Here is an 18,599-nt window from a genome sequence, read left to right as displayed (position 1 = left end):
CAGCGGGGCCGTCCTTATCACCGCGCCCCGCGTCACAACGGCCGGACTTCGTGGCCGGACGCCCGCACAGCACCCAGGTGGGTGAACCGCCGCCGACGTGTGCCCTCCTCCGTCCTCGGCCTCCCTCCCAACACTCCCAGTCTTCCGAGAATTCACCTGACAGTCAGTGCTCCATGATTTGCTTGCGAGGCTTCACAGACTCGTTTCGTTGCACTTGGGGGCATGTCCATGACGCGCAAGACCCGCTGGCTCCTCGCCGGCCTGACGTTCACGCTGTCCGCCTGTGGCGCGGGAGGTCCCGAAGCCGAGGCGCCTTCGTCTCCGGCCGGGGCCCGGCTGGGCGACCTGCAGGCGGCGCTGGGCGCGCTGCCCGGCGCGGAGGTGCTGGGGGTGCACGCGGATGGCGTCCCCCAGTTCATCCAGGGCTCGCTGGGCACGGCGGGCCGGCCCATCCCGGGCGCCAGCGCCTGGCAGGCGCACGCGCTCCTGGAGCCCACCCTGCTGCGCGTGCTGCCCGCCTTCCGGCTGACGGCGAAGGACGTGGTGCCCCAGCGCATCCAGCGGGACGAGTTGGGCCACACGCACGTGCGCTACGCGCAGACCAAGGGCGGCCTGCCGGTGGTGAACGAGGAGCTGATCATCCACCTGGACGCGCGGGGACAGGTGTACGCGGTGAACGGCACCGCGCGCGACGGCGAGCCCCTGCCGGCCCCCGCCCGCATCAGCCCGGAGGCCGCGCGCGAGGCGGTGCTCGCGTCGGCTCCTGGCGGCACGGTGGAGACACTCCGTGAGGTGTTCGTCCGCCCGGTGCAAGAGGCGGCCCTGGTCCGCGCCTTCGAGGTGGTGGTGTCCGGCCACGACACGGACGGCATGCCGCTGCGCGACCGCGTCTACGTGAGCGCGGCGGATGGACAGGAGGTGCTGCGCACGCCGGAGATCCACGCCGCGCGCAACCGCAAGGTCTGTTCGGTGGGCGGCGCCACCAACGGCTGGTGCCGGCTGGAGGGTCAGCTGCCCACGGGCGACACGGGCATCGACAAGACGTACGACAACCTGGGCCTCTTCTACGACTGCCTCCAGCAGAACTTCGGGCTCGATTCGTACAACGGCGCGGGCGCCCAGCTGTCCGCGCGGGTGCACTACGGCACCAGCTACGCGAACGCGTACTTCGACGGCTCGACGCTGGTGTGCGGCGACGGCACCCTGCCCCAGTTCGGACCGCCATGCGGGGACCCGGACATCGTCGTGCATGAGTACACGCACGCGGTCACGGAGTATTCGTCCAACCTCATCTACAGCGGCGAGTCTGGCGCGCTCAACGAGTCCCTGTCGGATGTCTTCGCCGCCACCTGCACCAGCTGGGCGTCAGGCACCTGGAGCACCGCGGCCGCCACCTGGCAGATTGGTGAAACGGCCTGGACCCCCAGCACGCCCGGGGACGCCCTGCGCTATATGAACGACCCCGCGCTGGACGGTGGCTCGCTCGACTACTACCCGCAATACACGGCCGGCACGGACGTGCACTATGGCTCCGGCATCCCCAACCTGGCCTTCAAGCTGCTGTCCACCGGCGGCCTGCACCCGCGCGGCAAGTCGACGGTGAACGTGCCGGCCATCGGCGTGCAAGCCGCTGCCCGGATCTTCCACTACGCCAACCAGAACCTCTTCACCGCCAACACCACCCTCGCGGCGGCCAAGACGGCGACGCGGGTGGCGGCGCAGAGCCTGGGCTACAGCACCGCCATCCAGGACGCGGTGGACGCGGCGTGGCTGGCGGTGGGCGTGGGCGCCGTGACGCCGCCGCCCACGTGCACCCTGCTGCCCAACAACACCACGGTGTCCCTGCTCTCCGGCGCGGCCGCTTCGCAGCAGTACTTCTGCTTCGACGTGCCCGCGAACACGGCCTCCACGGTGTCCATCTCCAGCGGCACCGGGGACGTGGACCTCTACACGCGCTTCGGCGGAGCGCCCACGACCAGCGTCTACAACTGCCGTCCCTACCTGGGAGGCAACAACGAGACGTGCAACCTGGCGGCGCAAACCACCGCCGGCCGCCAGTGGATCATGCTCAAGGGCTACAGCGCCTACAGCGGCGTGAGCCTGTCCGTGCACTACTGACGCACCCGGCTGCCTGCCCTCCGCCGCGCGTACCCGCGGTGAGGGTGCGCGCCAGGGGGCTGGCCTCCTTCCGGGCCCTGGGCGAAGAATGCGCGCCCGGGGCCGGTTGGGGCTTCCGGTAAGGGCAGAGGGCCATGAGGGACGAGCGCGTCATCTTCAGCAGCAGCGTGGACAGCCTGTACCGCAAGGTGCTGGCCCCCTCCCTGACGCCCGAGCTGGTGGACCGGCTGCGCGCGCGCGGGCTGAACCTGCACGCCCCGCTGCTCGCCGCGTACCCGCTGGCCGTCTGGGTGGACTGCCTGGAGGACACGGCCCGCACGCTCCACCCGGACCGGCCGGTGGAGGACGGCCGGCGCATGCTGGGCCGGCGGATGGTGGAGGGCTACGCGCAGACGCTGGTGGGCGGCGCCGTCCTCACGCTGGCCCGCGTGGTGGGGCCCATGCGCTCGCTCGAACGGATGCAGCACAACTTCCGCAGCGGCAACAACTACACGGAGACGCGGCTCACCGTCCTGGGCCCGTCACAGGCGGACCTGTGGTTCAACGAACCGCAGGCGCTGGAGGGCTTCGTGGAGGGCGTGCTGGAAGAAGGGATGTTGCGCGTGGGAGTCCAGAAGCTCACCCTGCACCGCACCCGCCACTCGCCCGAGTCCGCCACCTACCACCTGGAGTGGGCGGACCGCGCCTCCTGACACCGCCCCCATGTCTTCCATCCTTTCGACGCTGCCCACGCTCTACCAGGACCTCCTCCCGGCCTTCTTCCGGAAGGAGGCGCCCACGGAAGAGAAGGCCACCTGCTCCAACTGCGCCATGAGCCGCGCCTCCGCGCAGGCCACGGTGGACTCGGTGGACGGGGTGGACCACCTGTTCCGGCCGGACACCAAGTGCTGCACGTACCAGCCGCGCCTGCCCAACTACCTCGTCGGCGCGCTGCTGTCGGATGACTCGCCCCAGATGGCGGAGGGGCGCCGGCGCGTCGAAGCGAAGATCGACAGCCGCATCGGCGTGAGCCCGCAGTGGGTGAAGCCGCCAGCGAAGTTCAACCACCTGTACAAGAACGCGCACCACTTCTTCGGCCGGGCGTCGTCGCTGCGCTGCCCGTACTACGCGCTGGAGTCCGGAGGCTGCACCATCTGGGCGTACCGCGAGTCGGTCTGCTCCACGTTCTTCTGCAAGTACGTCGCGGGCCGGGACGGGCAGCGGTTCTGGATGTCGCTCAAGACGTACCTGACGCTGGCGGAGTACCAGCTGTCGCGGCACGCGCTGCTCCAGCTCATGCCGGAGTTCTTCCTGGACGGGCGCGACAAGGCGGAGGTGGCCACCGCCCCGCTGTCCGTGGAGGACCTGGACGACGCGGCGCCCCCGGCGAAGGCGTACGCCGCGCTCTGGAAGGGGTACGCCGGGATGGAGAAGGACTTCTACCGCGCCTGCTACGACGCCGTGCGCGCCGTGTCCCGGGACGGACTGGAGCGGATGCTGGGCCTGGACGGCATCATCGAAGAGAAGGTGCTGGAGAAGCTGCACACCCAGGCCACCGCGCCCACGCTGCCGCGCGTGCTGCGCTTCAACCCGGACGCGACGGTGAAGTGGCTGCAGGACGGCAGCGTCGCGCTGGGCTCCTACAGCGAATACGACGCGGTGGCGCTGCCCGGCGAGGCGTACGCGCTGCTGGTGGAGTTCACCGGCCAGAAGCCCGTGGAGGCCGTCCGCCAGCACCTGCGCGACCACAAGCAGGCGGACCTGGATCCGGACATTCTCCTGGAGCTGCACCGGCACCGCATCCTCATCGAGCCGTGAGCCCCGAGGCTCGGCGCCGCTCGGCGCCGGGCTCGGCGCCGGGCTCGGCGCGCGGCGTCAGGGCTGGCCCGCGAAGGCGCCCACGTCGCGCAGCCAGCGGGCGACCTTCTGGGTGCGCTCCCACGCGGGCTCGGCGGCGACCAGGTGCTCCGCCAGCCACGCGCTGAAGGCCGGGTCGCCCGCGCGCAGCCACGCGGCGGACTCGGCCAGTTCCCCGGCGGCGGCCTCCCACGCGCGGCGCATGGCGCTGGCCACGGCCATCAGCTCCGCGATGCAGCGGGTGAAGACCTCCATGCCCACCGTGACTTCGTTGGCGCTGTCGCCGCAGGACAGGGCCAGCGCGCGCAGGTGGCCCAGGTCCTTGAGCAGCCCCTGCTCCAGCGCCGCGGCGGTGCCCAGCCGGGCCTGGGCGGCGCGCTGCAGCAGCTCCACGTCCTCGCAGAGCTGGCGCCAGGCCGCGTCGTCCCCCGCGGGGAAGCCGCCCCGGCGGCGCAGCCGCACGCTCACGGCCTGCCACAGGTTGCAGAAGACGAGCACCTCCTCCACGCCGCGGCGCACGTGCGGCGGGATGTGGTCCAGGAAGTCCACCACGCACGCGCGGGCCTCGCGGATGAAGGCGTCGCCCCGGGGCGTGGCCTCCACCACGCCGCGCGCCAGCTGGAGCACGCGCCACGCCCACTGCAGGGCGCGCTCGGAGGTGGTGAAGAGCACCTCCACGCCGGTGCCCAGGGCGCCCGCGGCGTAGCTGGTGTCGGCGGTCGTCGGGGACGGAATGGACGGCGGCGCGGCGTCCTCGGCGCGCACGCCGGGCATGCGGGCGGACGGTGCCGCCGCGTCCTCGCTGTCGCTGACGGCCCCGGGCCCGCGCGGCCCCGGCACCGTGTGCTCACGCCCCATGCGCTTCTTCGCCCTCGTTCGCCGGTGGAAGAACCGTCCTTCCGAATATCGCACGGCTCCTGCCGCCTCCAGACCTGGATGCAGGGACGTGCGATGCGTCACAGGGCGCCCATCCCCAAAGTCAGGATGGGCCCCTCGTGATGTCCGGCACTGCGCATCCGATACGCTCAGTGCAGGTTCGGATTGTGCTTCAACCGGCTGAGCCGGTCATGCGTCTGCTTCTGGGCCGGCAGGAGCTGCTGACGCGCGAAGCTGCGCGCCTCGCCGTGAAGCTTGCCCACGTCGCGGTTGTAGTCCGCCAGGCCGTGGTCCTCGCCCTGCTCCAGCGCGTCGATGGCGATCTTCTCACCCAGCAGGTCCGCCCCGCCCTGGACCACCTTGGCGAAGACGCCCCAGACGCCGGAGCTCTCTGACGGGCTGCCGCCCAGTTTTTCGATGCGCTCCTTGAGGGCGTCCACGCGGGCCTCGTGATCATGGAGGCAGGCGTCCACTTCCGTGCGGGCGATGTCGCTCTTGATGTGCTTGCTCGCCTGCCGGTAGGTCTCCACGGCGGACAGCTCACCGCGCAGGAAGGAGTTCAGCGTCTCGATGTCGGTGTTGGCCATGACGTCATCTCCTTGGTTCCGGGATTCCGGTGAATGGAATCGACTGGCGCAAAGGTGGTGTGCCTCATTGCCCCGGCAACGGGCGCTGGCCTCCCCGTCCCCACGGCAGGCATCCAGGAAGGCGCCACCGGAACGCCAGCCATGGCAGACTCGCCCGCGGCATGTGGAACTGGGTTCACCAGCTCGCGGAGTGGGCACGGGCGGAGACGCCGTTCGCCGTCGTGACGGTGACGGAGTGCAAGGGCAGCACGCCCGCGTCCCCTGGCGCGAAGCTGCTGGTGCGCGCGGACGGCTCCTTCCACGGCACCATTGGTGGCGGCCATCTGGAGCAGCTGGTCCTCCAGGACGCACGCGCGTGTCTGGCCAGGGGCGAGGCGCGCACGTTCCGCTATCCGCTGGGCGCGAAGCTGGGCCAGTGCTGTGGAGGGGTCGTGGACGTCTTCGTCGAGCCCGTCAATCACGGGCCCCAGCTGTACCTCTTCGGCGCCGGCCACGTGGGACAGGCCCTGTGCCGCATCCTCGATGGCACCCCCTTCCGCGTGCACCTGGTGGACGAGCGCGCCGAGTGGGTCCAGTCCCCCCAGGTGCCCGCGGGCGTGGTCCGCCACGAGGAGCCCTGGGACGACTTCGCGTCGCGCGCGGTCTGGGATGAAGCGCGCACCTACGTGGCGGTGATGACGCACCGCCACGACGTGGATCAGGACATCATCGCCTTCGCCATCCAGCAGCCGGCCCGCTACATCGGCCTCATCGGCAGCGACACCAAGTGGGCCCGCTTCCGGCAGCGGCTGGAGGCGAAGGGCATGCCCGCCCGGCAGGTGGCCCGCGTCCAGTGCCCCATGGGGCTGCCCATCGGTGGAAAGTCGCCGCAGGAGGTGGCCGTGAGCATCGCGGCCGGGCTGCTCCAGCTCCACCATGGGATGGCCCCGGGGATGGCTCAGGAAGCAGGCGCTCAGCCGCCGCCCGCGCCCCTGCTATCCTCCGGAGAATGAGCACCCCCTTCGATTTCCGGCTCAACGGACAGACCGTCCAGGTCGACGACGCGTCGCCCAACACCCCCCTGCTCGACTACCTGCGCGCGCGCGGGCTGACGGGCACGAAGCAGGGCTGCGCCGAGGGCGACTGCGGCGCGTGCACCGTGGCGATGGTGGACCGGGACGTGAGCGGCCAGAAGACCCTGCGCGCGTTCAACAGCTGCATCGCGCTCTTGCCCATGGTGGCCGGACGCGAGCTCGTCACCGTGGAGGGCGTGGGCAGCCGCGCCGCGCCGCACCCCGTGCAGCAGGCGATGGTGAAGCACTACGGCTCGCAGTGCGGCTTCTGCACGCCGGGCTTCGTCGTGTCCATGGTGGAGGCGTACTGTCGCAAGGACGCGGGCTCGCCGGAGGCCGTGGCGGATCAGCTCTGCGGCAACATCTGCCGCTGTACGGGCTACCGCCCCATCCGCGACGCGATGATGGACGCGCTCGCCACCCGCGACGCGAAGGGTGCCGGCCCGGGACTTCCTGGCGTCTCGCTGGAGGGTCCGCCCTCCCCCACGCCGCCCCTGCGCTACGAGGCGCGCGACGGGCTGTTCCTGCGCCCCACCACCTGGGAGGACCTGCTCGCGCTGCGCGCCCTGCACCCGGAGGCGATGCTCGTGGCGGGCGCCACCGAGCTGGGCGTGGACATCACCAAGAAGTCCCGCCGCTATCCGTTCCTCATCTCCACGGAGGGCGTGGAGTCCCTGCGCGCCATCCGCCGCGAGGAGGACGGCTGGTACGTGGGCGGCGCCGCGTCGCTGGTGGACGTGGAGGACGCGCTGGGCCACGAGGTGCCGGAGCTGGCGAAGATGCTCAACGTCTTCGCCTCGCGGCAGATCCGCCACCGCGCCACGCTCGCGGGCAACCTGGTGACGGCCTCGCCCATCGGGGACACGGCGCCGGTGCTGCTCGCGCTGGACGCAAGGCTGGTGCTCGCGTCCGTGCGCGGCGAGCGGACCCTGGCGCTGTCTGACTTCTTCCTCGCCTACCGCAAGACGGCGCTCCAGCCGGACGAGGTCGTCCGCTGCGTCGTCATCCCCCACGCCCCGGAGAAGGACAGCGGGCTCACGCGCCACTCGGACAGCTTCAAGGTGTCCAAGCGCCGCGAGCTGGACATCAGCATCGTCGCGGCGGGCTTCTGCATCGAGACGGACGCGCTGGGACTCGTGCGCACCGCGCGGCTGGGCTACGGCGGCGTGGCCGCCACTCCGTCGCGCGCGAAGCAGACGGAAGCCCTGCTCCTGGGCCACCCGTGGAACGCGGAGGCCGTGGCCCGCGTGCGCGCCACGTTGGAGCGCGAGTTCACGCCCCTCACCGACCTGCGCGGCAGCGCGGACTACCGGCGTGGGCTGGTGGTGTCGCTCCTGGAGAAGTTCGCGTCCGGCGAGCGCAGCCCCGTGCTGGACGGACGCCCCCGCTTCGCCGTGGGCGCGCCTTCCGACACGGCGGACGCGGGCCGCGAGCTTCGCCATGAGAGCGCGCTGGGCCACGTGACGGGCAGCGCGCAGTACGTGGACGACCTCGCGCAGCGCCGCCCCATGTTGACGGTGTGGCCGGTGCTGTCGCCGCACGCGCACGCGCGCATCCTCCGCCGCGACGCCAGCGCCGCGCTGAAGGTGCCCGGCGTGGTGAAGGTGCTGCTCGCGGAGGACATCCCGGGCATGAACGACACGGGCCCCATCCGCCACGACGAGCCGCTGCTCGCGAAGGACGAGGTCCTCTTCCACGCGCAGGTGGTGGCGCTCGTCGTGGGCGAGACGCCCGAGGCCTGCCGCGAGGGCGCCCGCCAGGTGGCGGTGGACTACGAGCCCCTGCCCGCGGTGCTCACCCTGGACCAGGCCCTCCAGCAGGGCAGCTTCCACACCGAACCGCACGTCATCCGCCGGGGCGACGTGGACAGCGCGCTCGCCTCCAGCCCGAACCGGCTTGCCGGGACGCTGACGATGGGCGGCCAGGAACACTTCTACCTGGAGACGCACGCGGCCTTCGCGGAGGTGGGCGAGGACGGCGACGTCACGGTGACGTCCTCCACCCAGCACCCGTCGGAGGTGCAGGCCATCATCTCGCACGTGCTGCACATGCCCCGCAGCCGCGTGGTGGTGAAGGCGCCGCGCATGGGTGGCGGCTTCGGCGGCAAGGAGACGCAGGGCAACGCGCCCGCCGCGCTGGTGGCGCTGGCGGCGGTGCACACGGGCCGGCCGGTGAAGTGGATGCTGGACCGGGACGTGGACATGGTCGTCACCGGCAAGCGCCACCCGTTCCACGCGGACTGGGAGGTGGGCTTCGACGCCACGGGGCGGCTGCTCGCGCTCAAGGCGGACCTCACGTCCAACGGCGGCTGGTCCCTGGACCTGTCCGAGTCCATCACCGACCGCGCCCTCTTCCACCTGGACAACGGCTACTACGTGCCGTCGGTGCGGTACACGGGCCGCGTGGCGAAGACGCACCTGGTCTCCAACACCGCCTTCCGCGGCTTCGGCGGGCCGCAGGGCATGCTGGTCATGGAGGATATCCTGGCCCGCATCGCGAGCGCCCTGGGCCTGGCGCCGGAGGCCGTGCGCCAGCGCAACCTCTACGACGGCGTGGGCGACACCAACACCACGCACTACGGCCAGGAGCTGGAGGACAACCGGCTGCCGAAGCTGTGGAACGACCTGCTGGAGTCGTCCGACTTCGCGAAGCGCCGCGCGCAGGTGGATGCCTTCAACGCGTCCAGCCCCCGCATCAAGCGCGGGCTCGCCATCACGCCCATGAAGTTCGGCATCTCCTTCACCGCCACCTTCCTCAACCAGGCAGGCGCCCTGGTGCACGTGTACCGCGACGGCTCCGTGCTGCTGTCGCACGGCGGCACGGAGATGGGCCAGGGGCTGCACACCAAGATTCAGGGCGTGGCCATGCGCGAGCTGGGCCTGCCCGCGGACCTGGTACGCGTGGCGCAGACGGCCACGGACAAGGTGCCCAACACGTCCGCGACGGCGGCCTCCAGCGGCTCGGACCTCAACGGCGCGGCGGTGCGCGAGGCATGCATCCAGGTGCGCGAGCGGCTGGCCCCGGTGGCCGCGCGCATGCTGGTGCAGTTGCACGGGCAGGCGGTGTCGCCGGACGCGCTGGTGTTCGAGGACGGGCGCATCGCGGCGGCATCGCGCCCGGACCAGGGGCTGTCCTTCGCGGCCGTGGTGGAGGAGGCCTACCGCGACCGCGTGGGCCTGTCCGTCACGGGCTACTACCGCACGCCGGGCATCGGCTACGACCGGGCGCTGGGCCGGGGCAAGCCGTTCCTCTACTTCGCGTACGGCGCTGCGGTGAGCGAGGTGGAGGTGGACGGCGACACGGGCATGAAGCGCGTGCTGCGCTCGGACCTGCTGGAGGACGTGGGCGACTCGCTCAACCCCGGCGTGGACCGGGGCCAGGTGGAGGGCGGCTTCGTGCAGGGGCTGGGGTGGCTCACCGGCGAGGAGCTGAAGTGGGACGCGAACGGGCGGCTGCTCACGCACTCCGCCAGCACCTACGCGGTGCCCGCGTTCAGCGACGCGCCCATCGACCTGCGCGTGTCATTCCTGGAGCGGGCCGAACAGCCGGGCACCATCCACGGCAGCAAGGCCGTGGGCGAGCCGCCGCTGATGCTGGCCCTGTCCGTGCGGGAGGCGCTGCGCGACGCGGTGGCTGCCTTCGGAGCGCCGGGCGGCGACGTGGAGCTGCCCTCGCCCGCCACGCACGAGGCTCTCTTCCTCTCCATCCAGCAGCGCAAGGCGCGGCGCGCGGGACTTCCGGTTCCGGACGAAGCGCGAGAGGTGGCGTGAGGCGGGAAACGGGTGCGGCAACATGCCACGGCATGTCGGCGCGGCCGGTGCGTTAGACGGGGGGCATCTTCCAAGGATGATTCCCATGCGCACCCTGCTCCGCTCCCGCCTCCTCCTTCCGCTGGCCCTCGTGGGCGCGCTCGGCTGTGGGGACGACGAACCCCAGACGCCCGAGTCGCTGACGGTGAACCTCCCCGTCGTCGCCCGCGTGGGCAGCGAGTCCTTCGCCTGCGGGCAGACGTACACGAACGTCGGGACGACGAAGACGACCTACGAGCCCATGGACTTCCGCGTGTACGTACACGACGTGCGGCTGGTGACGCGTGGGGGCCAGGAGGTGCCCGTCACGCTGACCGAGGACGGCACGTGGCAACACTCGGGCGTGGTGTTGCTGGACTTCGCGAACAAGGACGGCCTGTGCACGCAGGGCACGGAGGGCATGAACGCGTCCATCAAAGGCACGGTGCCCGCGGGTGACTACACGGGCCTGCGCTTCACGCTGGGCGTGCCGGAGAACCTGAACCACGGCGACCCCACGACGCTCGGCGCGCCGATGGGGGACATGGGCCTGCACTGGAGCTGGCAGAGCGGCTTCCTCTTCACGCGCATCGAGGGCCGCACGCAGGGCCTCCCCCAGCACGTCATGCACCTGGGCAGCACGGCCTGCGCGCCGCCGCCCGAGGGCCAGACGCAGGGCACCGCCGGGTGCGCGAACAACAACCGTCCGGAGATGACCCTGGACGGCTTCGACGTCACGAAGAACAAGGTGGTGATGGACCTGGGCGCGCTCTTCGCGGGCTCCAACCTGGACGTGAACACCGCCAACACGGCCGCGGGCTGCATGTCGTCGCCCACGGACGCGGACTGCGGGCCCTTCTTCGAACGCCTGGGGCTGGCCTTTGGCAGCCAGGCCGCGAACCCCGCCGCGCAGTCCTTCATCCGCGCTGAGTAGGAGCACCGCCGCCGTGGCACGACGACAAGGGAAGACGTGGAGGTTCCTGGCGACGGCGGCACTGCTGACCGTGGGCTGCTCGGATCCCGGCACGCCCGGGGAGGAGCCCGCCCCGTACGACTGGAAGCTGCCCGCGGGCTTTCCCAAGCCCCGTGTGCCCGAGGACAACCCGATGTCGGAGGCGAAGGTCCAGTTGGGCCGGAGCCTCTTCTACGACAAGCGCCTGTCGCTGAACGGCACGCAGTCCTGCGGCTCCTGCCACGAGCAGGCCCGGGCCTTCACGGACGGGCGAGTGCACGCGGTGGGCAGCACGGGACAGGCGCACCGCCGCAACGGCCAGGGGCTGGCGAACGTGGCGTACGCGACCAGCCTCACCTGGGCCAACTCCGCGCTCACCACGCTGGAGGCCCAGGCGTTGGTGCCGATCTTCGGCCGCGATCCGGTGGAGCTGGGGTTCGCGGATCAACAGGAGGTGTTGCTGGAGCGGCTGCGGGCGGATGCGGCCCTGGCGGCCCGTTTCGCGGAGGCGTTCCCGAACGAGGCCACGCCGGTGTCGCTGGCCACGCTGACGCGGGCCCTGGCGGCGTTCGAGCGGTCCCTGCTGTCGGGCACGTCCGCGTATGACCGCTATCTGTACGGCAAGGAGGCGACCGCGCTGAGTCCCGCGGCGAAGCGGGGGCTCCAGCTGTTCCTGTCCGAGCGCCTGGAGTGCGACCACTGCCACTCCGGCTTCAACTTCCAGGACGCGACCGTGCACGAGTCGACGCCGGAGCCGGTGCTGCCGTACCACAACACGGGGCTCTACAACGAAGACGGCCAGGGTGCGTATCCCGACGAGGATACAGGCCTGCTCGAAATCACGGGCCGTCCGGAGGACATGGGGCGCTTCCGCGCGCCGTCCCTGCGCAACGTGGCCGTCACCGGGCCGTACATGCACGACGGCAGCGTGACGACGCTCTCCGACGTGCTGGACCACTACGCGGCGGGAGGCCGAGCGAGAGCGGCGAACGGCGGACAGCCCAGTCCCCTGCAGAGCGCCTTCGTGCGCGGCTTCGAGCTGACGCCCGAAGAGAAGGCAGACGTCCTCGCGTTCCTGGAGTCGCTCACGGACACCGCGTTCTTGCACGACCCACGCTTCGCGGATCCCGCCACGGCTCCATGAGGGGTCGCGCCCGCGCCGTCCATGGGCAGACGCCGGGACCGTTCAACACCTCTCATTCACTGACACGGCACACACCTCCGCCTGACATTGATTGCCAATCCATCAATGACCAACCTCTCCGTCTCCTTCACAGGAGAGGTGCCATGCGCCGTCTGTTCTTGGGAGTCGCCGCCGTCGCCGCGATGTCGCTGTCATCCGCCGCCTGGGCCGGAGAGCCCCGGCCCGCCCCCGCACAGGGCATCCAAAGCCTTGGCGCGGGCGATGCGGTCCCGGCCTGCTACGTGGACACGCCCGCCTGGGATTACCTTTCGGCAGGCTCCTGTATGGCCCTGGGCACCGACGGGTGGAGGTACGTCACCTTCGGGGTCCTGGGCATTGATCAATCCGGTGGCCGGTATGTCATCCAGTTCCTGGATGGCACCTGCTCCTCGCCTGGGTATTCCTCCGATGAGGGCTACACATGCCTGCAAACCGTCTACCTCAACCAGATGGTGACCCAGCGGATGCAGGTCTACGACACCTGGACGGGACAGTGGTCGGGCATCCTCACCGCGTACGCCAGTTACGAGTATTTCTTCTAACCTGCGCGGCAGCAGGTGCGCCCATAGCGCGTGGATGCACATTGGGGGATCGTCATCGGCTGTGATCCAGCCATGGCGATTCCTCGTGCTGCGGTGGGCGGTGCTGGCCTGCATGGCCCTGTTCATCGCGGGCTGTGCGTCGTCGCCGTCCCATGGGGGTGCCTGGGCCTACGGGACCCCGGCGGCACGGTCCGCATGGCGCCCTTGGGCTGGAGCCTCGCGGAAAACCCCCACTGAGCCCTCTGAGGACAGGGAATGGGCCTGTGGCGGTCGAGCCCTGCCGCCGGGCTGGCCCGACGACCTGGACCGCAGCGAGCAACGCCTCGCGCCCTTCCTGGCCTGTGCCTCACCAGCGGCCTTCGTGGCCATGCAGCGAGGGGTGGACATGCCCCGGCTGGTGGAATCCCTCGAGGATTGGGATGCCGTCCGGCTGGGAGCGCTGGGCCCGCTGGATGCGAAGTCCTCCGGCATCCTTCAACGCAAGCGCGCCGCATTCCTCGTCACCGCGGTCGAGCAGTACGGCCCTCCCCGCGCCGAGGTGTTCGCCCTCTTCATCCTCCACGCCACCTTCGATGACGAGCTGCGAGAGCTGCTTCAACGCCTGGCTCGCGACAAGCAGCTCGAGGAGACGCTGGGCGGAATGCCGGCGGTGCGCGAGGAGCTGCTGCGCCGGGGCGTGAAGGTCGCGACATATCCAGAGCGGGAGGAGCAGGCCGGTGACGTCCTGCGGGGGCTGGGCCGAGCGGGACGGGACGCACTCTCCAGCACCGACGTGAGCGCGGGCGCCCGCTACGTGGACTTCACCCGGAAGCGGGCACAGTTGCCTCCGCCGTACCAGGAGGCGCTCGACGCGGTGGAGCGGGCCCTGATGGCAGGGCACTACTCACCGGGCAACATGGTGCTGGGGGGCTTCGACCACCTGACGTTCGGCGTCCCGATGGGCTTCTTCCACCTGCTCGCGGGAACAGCGCAGGGCGCGTCGTCCCTGGCGAAGGGCCGGTACGAACAGGCCACGCGAGAGCTGGCCCCCGCCGCGCTCATGGTGGCGCTGTACGCGGGAGGCAAGGGCGTCCGGGCGCTGCGCGAGAGGCAGCCCACCTTCGACCTGGAAGCGCTCAAGGCGGCGGTGGAGCGCCTTGAAGATGAGTTCGGCGTGAACGCCACGCGGGAGCTGCTGCGCCAGCTCCGGGCGAGCCGGGAAGGAGCCCTGCTCGCGGCCGAATGGGGAGAAGCAGGAGCGCTCGCGCTGCACGAGGCGCGGGGCAACGCGGCGAAGGCCCAGGCCCTGCTGGCGGAGGCAAGCCGCGAACGTCCGGGTGCCGCACAGAAAGGCACCGGCAGAAGTGGAGACGCCGCGGCGCTGTCGAAGGACTTCGCGGGAGTGCCACCAGAGGTCCTGGAGGCACGGCTCGCCCAGGTGGAATGGGAGGCCACGGGTCCACGCCTGTCCCGCGATGTGTCCTTCCTGAAGGAACATCCCCCGGAGCGGGACGCGCCGCCGGGAGCCGAGGGGCATCCGCTCTGGGCCGAGTACGTGAATTATCGCGAGGCCCGGCTCGCGGAGCTGGAGCAGGGCACGCCCGCGAAGGGGCCTCTGAAATGGGAAGGTTACCTGGACCTGCGCGGGCAGTTCATCCGGGGCCTGATGTTCGAACGGGCCATGGTTGCCCGGCTCCGGGCGGATGCGGCGCTGCCCCGTGCGCAGCGTCAGTGGCTCCGGGACTTTGATCAGCCTCGGATTGAAACGCACGTGGGCATGACGAAGGCGGACCTGCGCTTCGCGGACGTGCTGGTCATCGAAACGAAGCCGTCGTCCGGACAACCGCCCCGCATGGAAACCATCAGCTTCAAGAGCCGCGATCTGAGTCAGCTCAAGCAGGACGCACTCACAGCCCAAATGAATGCGGACGCGCGCGCGGCTCTTCGGTATTACGGCGAAACCGTGAACGTCCGTCGACCGGGACTCGAAGGAGTGGTGCGAATCCAGAGAGTCCGATTGGTGTACGAGAGCGGCGCCCTGAAGCCCAGGGATGGGAATGTCCTAAAGTCAGTGCTGAGTGCCCTCGAGGAGAGCGTCGAAGGCGTAGAGGTCCAGTTCCAATGAAGAATGACAACCTCCTCCTTACCTTCAGAGGGAGCGCCAATACTGTCGCGGATTACATGCAGGAGTTGACGCCCTTCTTCGAGGCGCTGGAGGCAGGCGCGGATGCTTGGATGCCTGACATCACCGCCAAGGGGAAGCGTCGTCGTCGGTACACGCGCGCGGCGGTCGTGAAGGGACTGGTTGAGTCACGCGAGGAGCGCACCACCTCCATCGGGCTCTATCGGACCACGGAGCCTGAACTGGACATGTCACTCCGGCTCTGGTTTCCGCCTCGACCTGCATCGTTGGACATCTGGCTCAATGTGAAGTCGCTCGACCTTTTCACGAACGAGGCTCGCTGCCGGGCGTTCGTGGAGATGGTCCGCGCCTGGGCCATCCGGTACCCGGTTTTGTCGCACGCCTCGGCCCACAGCATGGCGGATGACGACCTGGCGGGAGCCCCGTATTTCGGAAGAGAAGAACGGATCGAGCAAGAGGACGGGTTCGATCAGATCTACGCGCTGTCTTGGCTCAACATCTTCGGCCCCAAGTTGGTGGAGGAAGTCGGCCGCGAGCGCATGCGCTCCACGCCCGCCCACCGCGTCGAAGAGCTCCCCGACGGCTCCATCCTCCTCGTCACCTGGCCCACCGCCGCGGACTTCGCCAGCGAAGCGGCTCGCGCCGCGCAGGCTCGCGCGTGGGTCCACCTCCGGCCCGACCTGGACTTCGACACCGAGCTGGCCACCCTCCGCGAACGAAGCGCCCTCCTCGCGCCCGTCGAACCCCGCTTCGCACCGGACGTCGCCGCGCTGCTCTCACACCTGGCCGACGACACCTCCCTGAGCAAACGTCAGCAGCGCATCGCCGAACTCAACACCTACGTCCCTCCTGAACCTGAGGAATGGCTCCCGCTGGACGCAGCCCTCCCCCCGGACGTGGCCGACCCGAAAGCCGCCCTCGAACAGTACGCATACCTCGCGGAACGCCTCGTGGCGCTGCTCCACACACCGGTGCCGTCCGTCTTCAAGCGGTCCCCCGAATCACTGACGGACGTCGACCACCACTTCTGGCGGCAGACCTTCCCGGACACCTTCGAGCGGCACAACATCGATGCCGTCGCCGTCCCCGCCGTCGGTGCCTACCTGGGAGAAGTGCTGGTCCGGCACCTGGGCGGACAATGGCTTCCCCGCAAGCAATGGATGGAGGCCCAGGTCCGCGTCGGTGACCGCGTCTGGCTGCCCTTCGCCCGCGCACACCGCTACATGAAGTCCACCCAGTCCCTGCTGGACCACTCCCTCACCCAGCTCTACCGCGTCGCGGAACGTCACCGCTCCCGCTGAAGCCCCCCGCTACTGGGACGGCGGCTTGAGCTCGTCCGGCAAGCGCTCCAGCGGCGGACGCTCCAGCGCCCCCGGCCGCTCCACGACAGAGGACGAGCCCGCGTCCTCCACGATGGTGCCCGCGTCGCTCTGCCCCGAGGGCGTCGGCGTGACGGGCTTGTCCGAACAGCCGGCGAGGACGCCGACGCACAACACGAAGAGCCACTGGCGCATGGTCGCTGTCTCCCGTACCGCGCTAGTACTTCACCCAGATGACCGTGCCCGGGTGGATCTGCGTGAGCGCGGTGACCCCCGGCTCCTTCTCGATGAGCGCCTGCGTGACGGGGTTGAAGCTGTACGCCTGCGAGCCAGACCACACGATGAGCGCGTCCTTGAACACGGTCAGGTCATGCACGTGCTCCCCCACCGTGTACTGGTTCCAGCCCGGCAGCCGCGAGGGCAGCAGGGAGAGCGACGGAGCCGGATTCTCCACGGGCCCCGTGCCCGCGTCCCCGTCATGGCTGTGCTCGCCCCCGTCCGTGCCCGTCCACTCCACCACCGTCTCCACACCGGCCTGCGTGCTGCACGTCTGCGTCGTGGGGAAGAACACCGTGGTGAACGGCTTCGCGGGCAGCTTCATCCGCAGCCCCAGGTGGAAGAAGTGCGTGTCCGCCGCCTTCACGTTGCCCGTGGGCCGGGTCCACGTCACCGCCGTCACGTTGCCGGAGGCGTCCTTCTCCACCTCCGCCGTGCCAAACACGGAGTCCACCGGACGCACGTTCGTCACGCCCTCCGGAATCTGGACCCGCATCTTGGAGGTGTCCTTGCCATCACAGCCGTGGCTCACCGTGAAGTCCGCCTCGAAGGTCGCACCGGCCTGGGGAGGCGTGGCCCCCGCCACCGCCGCGTGCGCGAAGGCGGAGGAGGACAGCAGCGAACCCGCGACAATGCACAGCGGCCCCAGGGGAAGCTTCATCGGATGACTCCAGGAAGAATGGAGCATCCCGGATAGCAGCCTCCCCGGAAGCGGCCGCTGCGGTCATTTGTCGCAGCTCACGGCAGCGCGATGCGCCCCGGAGCGTTCTGGGTGCCCTGCTCGGTGTGGCAGCTGTTGCAGTCCCCGTTGTTCTGCGGCGTGACCATCGTCCGCGACGTGCCATCCGGCCCCACCAGCCGCGCCCGGTACGGCAGCGGGAAGGACGGCTGGAGCGTCGTGGACAGGAAGTTGCCCGCGGAGTTCGGCACCAGCGTGAGCCGCACCTGTCCCTCCGCATCCAGGATCTCCACCTTCACCTTCGACGGCTCCGCCAGCCGGGCATCACATCCATCCGCCTCGTGGAGCGTCGGGAACACGGTGCCCATGAAGAAGTACGCCAGCGAAGGCGCCTGCCGCAGGTGACAGTTCCGGCAGGCGTATCCAGGCGCCATGGAGGCACCGGTGCCGCCGCTCGCCTCGGTCCAGACACTCCCGCTCGCGCACGTCGTCGGCGCGGGCCCCGGATCCACGCCCGCGTCCATGCCTGCGTCCACAGTCACCGCCATCTCCGGCTCCACGGAACAGCCCAGCGCTCCACACAGCAGCAGCGCCGTCCCCATCCACCGCGCGACGTCATGAACAGGCCTCGGCATGCCACCCACGCTCCCGCGCGGCCTCTACCACGCACCTCGCGGCTCCCCCGTGCGGCAAAAGCGCGCAGGGCCGTGTCGGACCTGCCCCGTATCCTCCGGAAACCCTCTCAGGACATATCCAAGGAATCCCATTTTCACTGACAATTCACAGACGCAAGCAATAGGCGTGCGACTTCGCCGTAGTGGGGAGGCCCGCCGAAGCCGGACCCATACACTCCGCGTGTTCCCGTCGCATGATCCGATGTGTCACGTTTACACGGACACCCCGCGCAGTTTCCGGCGAACAGGGGAGGTCCCCGGGTTTCCGACCTTGGGGGTCGTTTGAATGTTCCTCCGTTCGCGCGATGAAGTGACTGGCGGCCCAGACGCTCTCCGAATTCCGTCACCATGAAATTCGCACCCTGCCCCGCTCCTGATTCACGAGCCCCCCGCCGTGACCGAATTCCGGTGTGGCTCCAATGTGGGTGGGGGGGATTGCTCGCGCGCGCGCCAGACGATACATGCGCGAGACATCGCCCCTTCACGGCGGGTGCTGCTTGCGACTGACCCTTTGAAACCCTGTCTTGCCGGGCGACAGCTTCCCCCCGGCCCCTGAACCCGCGTCTCCGTGCTTCCCGTGCACGGAAACACCCCC

General features: G+C 70.1%; 15 protein-coding genes. 10 read left to right on the top strand and 5 right to left on the bottom strand.

All coding sequences use genetic code 11. The annotated features are described in order from the left end of the window. Positions 1 to 228 precede the first annotated feature (228 nt). The 3 genes from D7X32_RS14550 to D7X32_RS14540 all read left to right on the top strand — a co-directional run bounded on the left by D7X32_RS14550 (position 229) and on the right by D7X32_RS14540 (position 3,915). Positions 229 to 2,118: a M4 family metallopeptidase gene (locus D7X32_RS14550; protein ID WP_120603150.1), complete on the top strand. Its 1,890-nt coding sequence runs from the start codon at positions 229 to 231 to the stop codon at positions 2,116 to 2,118. Positions 2,119 to 2,252: 134 nt separating this feature from the next. Next, complete coding sequence (locus D7X32_RS14545) at positions 2,253 to 2,810, top strand: DUF2378 family protein (RefSeq protein WP_120603141.1); 558 nt, start codon at positions 2,253 to 2,255, stop codon at positions 2,808 to 2,810. Between the two features lie 10 nt (positions 2,811 to 2,820). Continuing rightward, positions 2,821 to 3,915 carry a hypothetical protein gene (locus tag D7X32_RS14540; RefSeq protein ID WP_120603140.1) on the top strand — a complete coding sequence of 365 codons (1,095 nt, stop codon included), beginning with the start codon at positions 2,821 to 2,823 and terminating at the stop codon, positions 3,913 to 3,915. A 57-nt stretch (positions 3,916 to 3,972) separates the two neighbouring features. Here the strand turns inward: D7X32_RS14540 and D7X32_RS14535 are convergent, their stop codons facing one another. Continuing rightward, a complete protein-coding gene (locus tag D7X32_RS14535) occupies positions 3,973 to 4,812 on the bottom strand; it encodes a hypothetical protein (protein WP_120603139.1) in 840 nt (279 codons plus the stop codon). Between the two features lie 167 nt (positions 4,813 to 4,979). Beyond that, positions 4,980 to 5,417: a DUF2383 domain-containing protein gene (locus D7X32_RS14530; protein WP_120603138.1), complete on the bottom strand. Its 438-nt coding sequence runs from the start codon at positions 5,415 to 5,417 to the stop codon at positions 4,980 to 4,982. A gap of 161 nt (positions 5,418 to 5,578) precedes the next feature. Here D7X32_RS14530 and xdhC point away from each other — a divergent pair, with 161 nt between their 5' ends. The 7 genes from xdhC to D7X32_RS14495 all read left to right on the top strand — a co-directional run bounded on the left by xdhC (position 5,579) and on the right by D7X32_RS14495 (position 16,357). Further along, complete coding sequence (gene xdhC, locus D7X32_RS14525; RefSeq protein ID WP_120603137.1) at positions 5,579 to 6,409, top strand: xanthine dehydrogenase accessory protein XdhC; 831 nt, start codon at positions 5,579 to 5,581, stop codon at positions 6,407 to 6,409. Then, positions 6,406 to 10,239: a xanthine dehydrogenase molybdopterin binding subunit gene (gene xdhB / locus D7X32_RS14520; RefSeq protein WP_120603136.1), complete on the top strand. Its 3,834-nt coding sequence runs from the start codon at positions 6,406 to 6,408 to the stop codon at positions 10,237 to 10,239. Before xdhC ends, xdhB begins: the two co-directional genes overlap by 4 nt. Positions 10,240 to 10,324: 85 nt before the next feature. Beyond that, a complete protein-coding gene (locus tag D7X32_RS14515; RefSeq protein ID WP_120603135.1) occupies positions 10,325 to 11,191 on the top strand; it encodes an MbnP family copper-binding protein in 867 nt (288 codons plus the stop codon). Positions 11,192 to 11,204: 13 nt separating this feature from the next. Then, positions 11,205 to 12,353: a methanobactin export MATE transporter MbnM gene (locus tag D7X32_RS14510; RefSeq protein ID WP_120603134.1), complete on the top strand. Its 1,149-nt coding sequence runs from the start codon at positions 11,205 to 11,207 to the stop codon at positions 12,351 to 12,353. A gap of 143 nt (positions 12,354 to 12,496) precedes the next feature. Beyond that, positions 12,497 to 12,934, top strand: coding sequence for a hypothetical protein (locus tag D7X32_RS14505; RefSeq protein ID WP_120603133.1), 438 nt, complete (start codon positions 12,497 to 12,499; stop codon positions 12,932 to 12,934). A 385-nt stretch (positions 12,935 to 13,319) separates the two neighbouring features. After that, complete coding sequence (locus tag D7X32_RS14500) at positions 13,320 to 15,038, top strand: hypothetical protein (RefSeq protein ID WP_120603149.1); 1,719 nt, start codon at positions 13,320 to 13,322, stop codon at positions 15,036 to 15,038. Continuing rightward, on the top strand, positions 15,035 to 16,357 hold the full coding sequence (locus D7X32_RS14495; protein WP_120603132.1) for a hypothetical protein: 1,323 nt from the start codon (positions 15,035 to 15,037) through the stop codon (positions 16,355 to 16,357). The genes D7X32_RS14500 and D7X32_RS14495 overlap by 4 nt, the downstream gene beginning before the upstream one ends. A 9-nt stretch (positions 16,358 to 16,366) precedes the next feature. Here the strand turns inward: D7X32_RS14495 and D7X32_RS14490 are convergent, their stop codons facing one another. The 3 genes from D7X32_RS14490 to D7X32_RS14480 all read right to left on the bottom strand — a co-directional run bounded on the left by D7X32_RS14490 (position 16,367) and on the right by D7X32_RS14480 (position 17,965). After that, positions 16,367 to 16,570: a hypothetical protein gene (locus D7X32_RS14490; RefSeq protein WP_120603131.1), complete on the bottom strand. Its 204-nt coding sequence runs from the start codon at positions 16,568 to 16,570 to the stop codon at positions 16,367 to 16,369. Positions 16,571 to 16,592: 22 nt separating this feature from the next. Next, positions 16,593 to 17,312, bottom strand: a complete 720-nt coding sequence (locus tag D7X32_RS14485; RefSeq protein ID WP_120603130.1) for a YcnI family copper-binding membrane protein — start codon at positions 17,310 to 17,312, stop codon at positions 16,593 to 16,595. 77 nt (positions 17,313 to 17,389) lie between these two features. Continuing rightward, the gene (locus D7X32_RS14480; RefSeq protein ID WP_147450147.1) at positions 17,390 to 17,965 is read right to left on the bottom strand and encodes a hypothetical protein; all 576 of its coding nucleotides are present in this window, start codon (positions 17,963 to 17,965) and stop codon (positions 17,390 to 17,392) included. Positions 17,966 to 18,599: the final 634 nt, after the last annotated feature.

It is taken from the genome of Corallococcus carmarthensis (genome assembly GCF_003611695.1).
Classification (GTDB): domain Bacteria; phylum Myxococcota; class Myxococcia; order Myxococcales; family Myxococcaceae; genus Corallococcus; species Corallococcus carmarthensis.
This window is presented reverse-complemented; position numbering and strand designations above follow the sequence as displayed.

Coding starts and splice junctions, on each gene's coding strand:
- xdhC (WP_120603137.1), top strand. CDS start 5,579: ATGTGGAACTGGGTTCACCAGCTCGCGGAGTGGGCACGGGCGGAGACG.
- D7X32_RS14530 (WP_120603138.1), bottom strand. CDS start 5,417: ATGGCCAACACCGACATCGAGACGCTGAACTCCTTCCTGCGCGGTGAG.
- D7X32_RS14500 (WP_120603149.1), top strand. CDS start 13,320: ATGCCCCGGCTGGTGGAATCCCTCGAGGATTGGGATGCCGTCCGGCTG.
- D7X32_RS14535 (WP_120603139.1), bottom strand. CDS start 4,812: ATGGGGCGTGAGCACACGGTGCCGGGGCCGCGCGGGCCCGGGGCCGTC.
- D7X32_RS14545 (WP_120603141.1), top strand. CDS start 2,253: ATGAGGGACGAGCGCGTCATCTTCAGCAGCAGCGTGGACAGCCTGTAC.
- xdhB (WP_120603136.1), top strand. CDS start 6,406: ATGAGCACCCCCTTCGATTTCCGGCTCAACGGACAGACCGTCCAGGTC.
- D7X32_RS14480 (WP_147450147.1), bottom strand. CDS start 17,965: ATGCCGAGGCCTGTTCATGACGTCGCGCGGTGGATGGGGACGGCGCTG.
- D7X32_RS14495 (WP_120603132.1), top strand. CDS start 15,035: ATGAAGAATGACAACCTCCTCCTTACCTTCAGAGGGAGCGCCAATACT.
- D7X32_RS14490 (WP_120603131.1), bottom strand. CDS start 16,570: ATGCGCCAGTGGCTCTTCGTGTTGTGCGTCGGCGTCCTCGCCGGCTGT.
- D7X32_RS14515 (WP_120603135.1), top strand. CDS start 10,325: ATGCGCACCCTGCTCCGCTCCCGCCTCCTCCTTCCGCTGGCCCTCGTG.
- D7X32_RS14540 (WP_120603140.1), top strand. CDS start 2,821: ATGTCTTCCATCCTTTCGACGCTGCCCACGCTCTACCAGGACCTCCTC.
- D7X32_RS14550 (WP_120603150.1), top strand. CDS start 229: ATGACGCGCAAGACCCGCTGGCTCCTCGCCGGCCTGACGTTCACGCTG.
- D7X32_RS14505 (WP_120603133.1), top strand. CDS start 12,497: ATGCGCCGTCTGTTCTTGGGAGTCGCCGCCGTCGCCGCGATGTCGCTG.
- D7X32_RS14485 (WP_120603130.1), bottom strand. CDS start 17,312: ATGAAGCTTCCCCTGGGGCCGCTGTGCATTGTCGCGGGTTCGCTGCTG.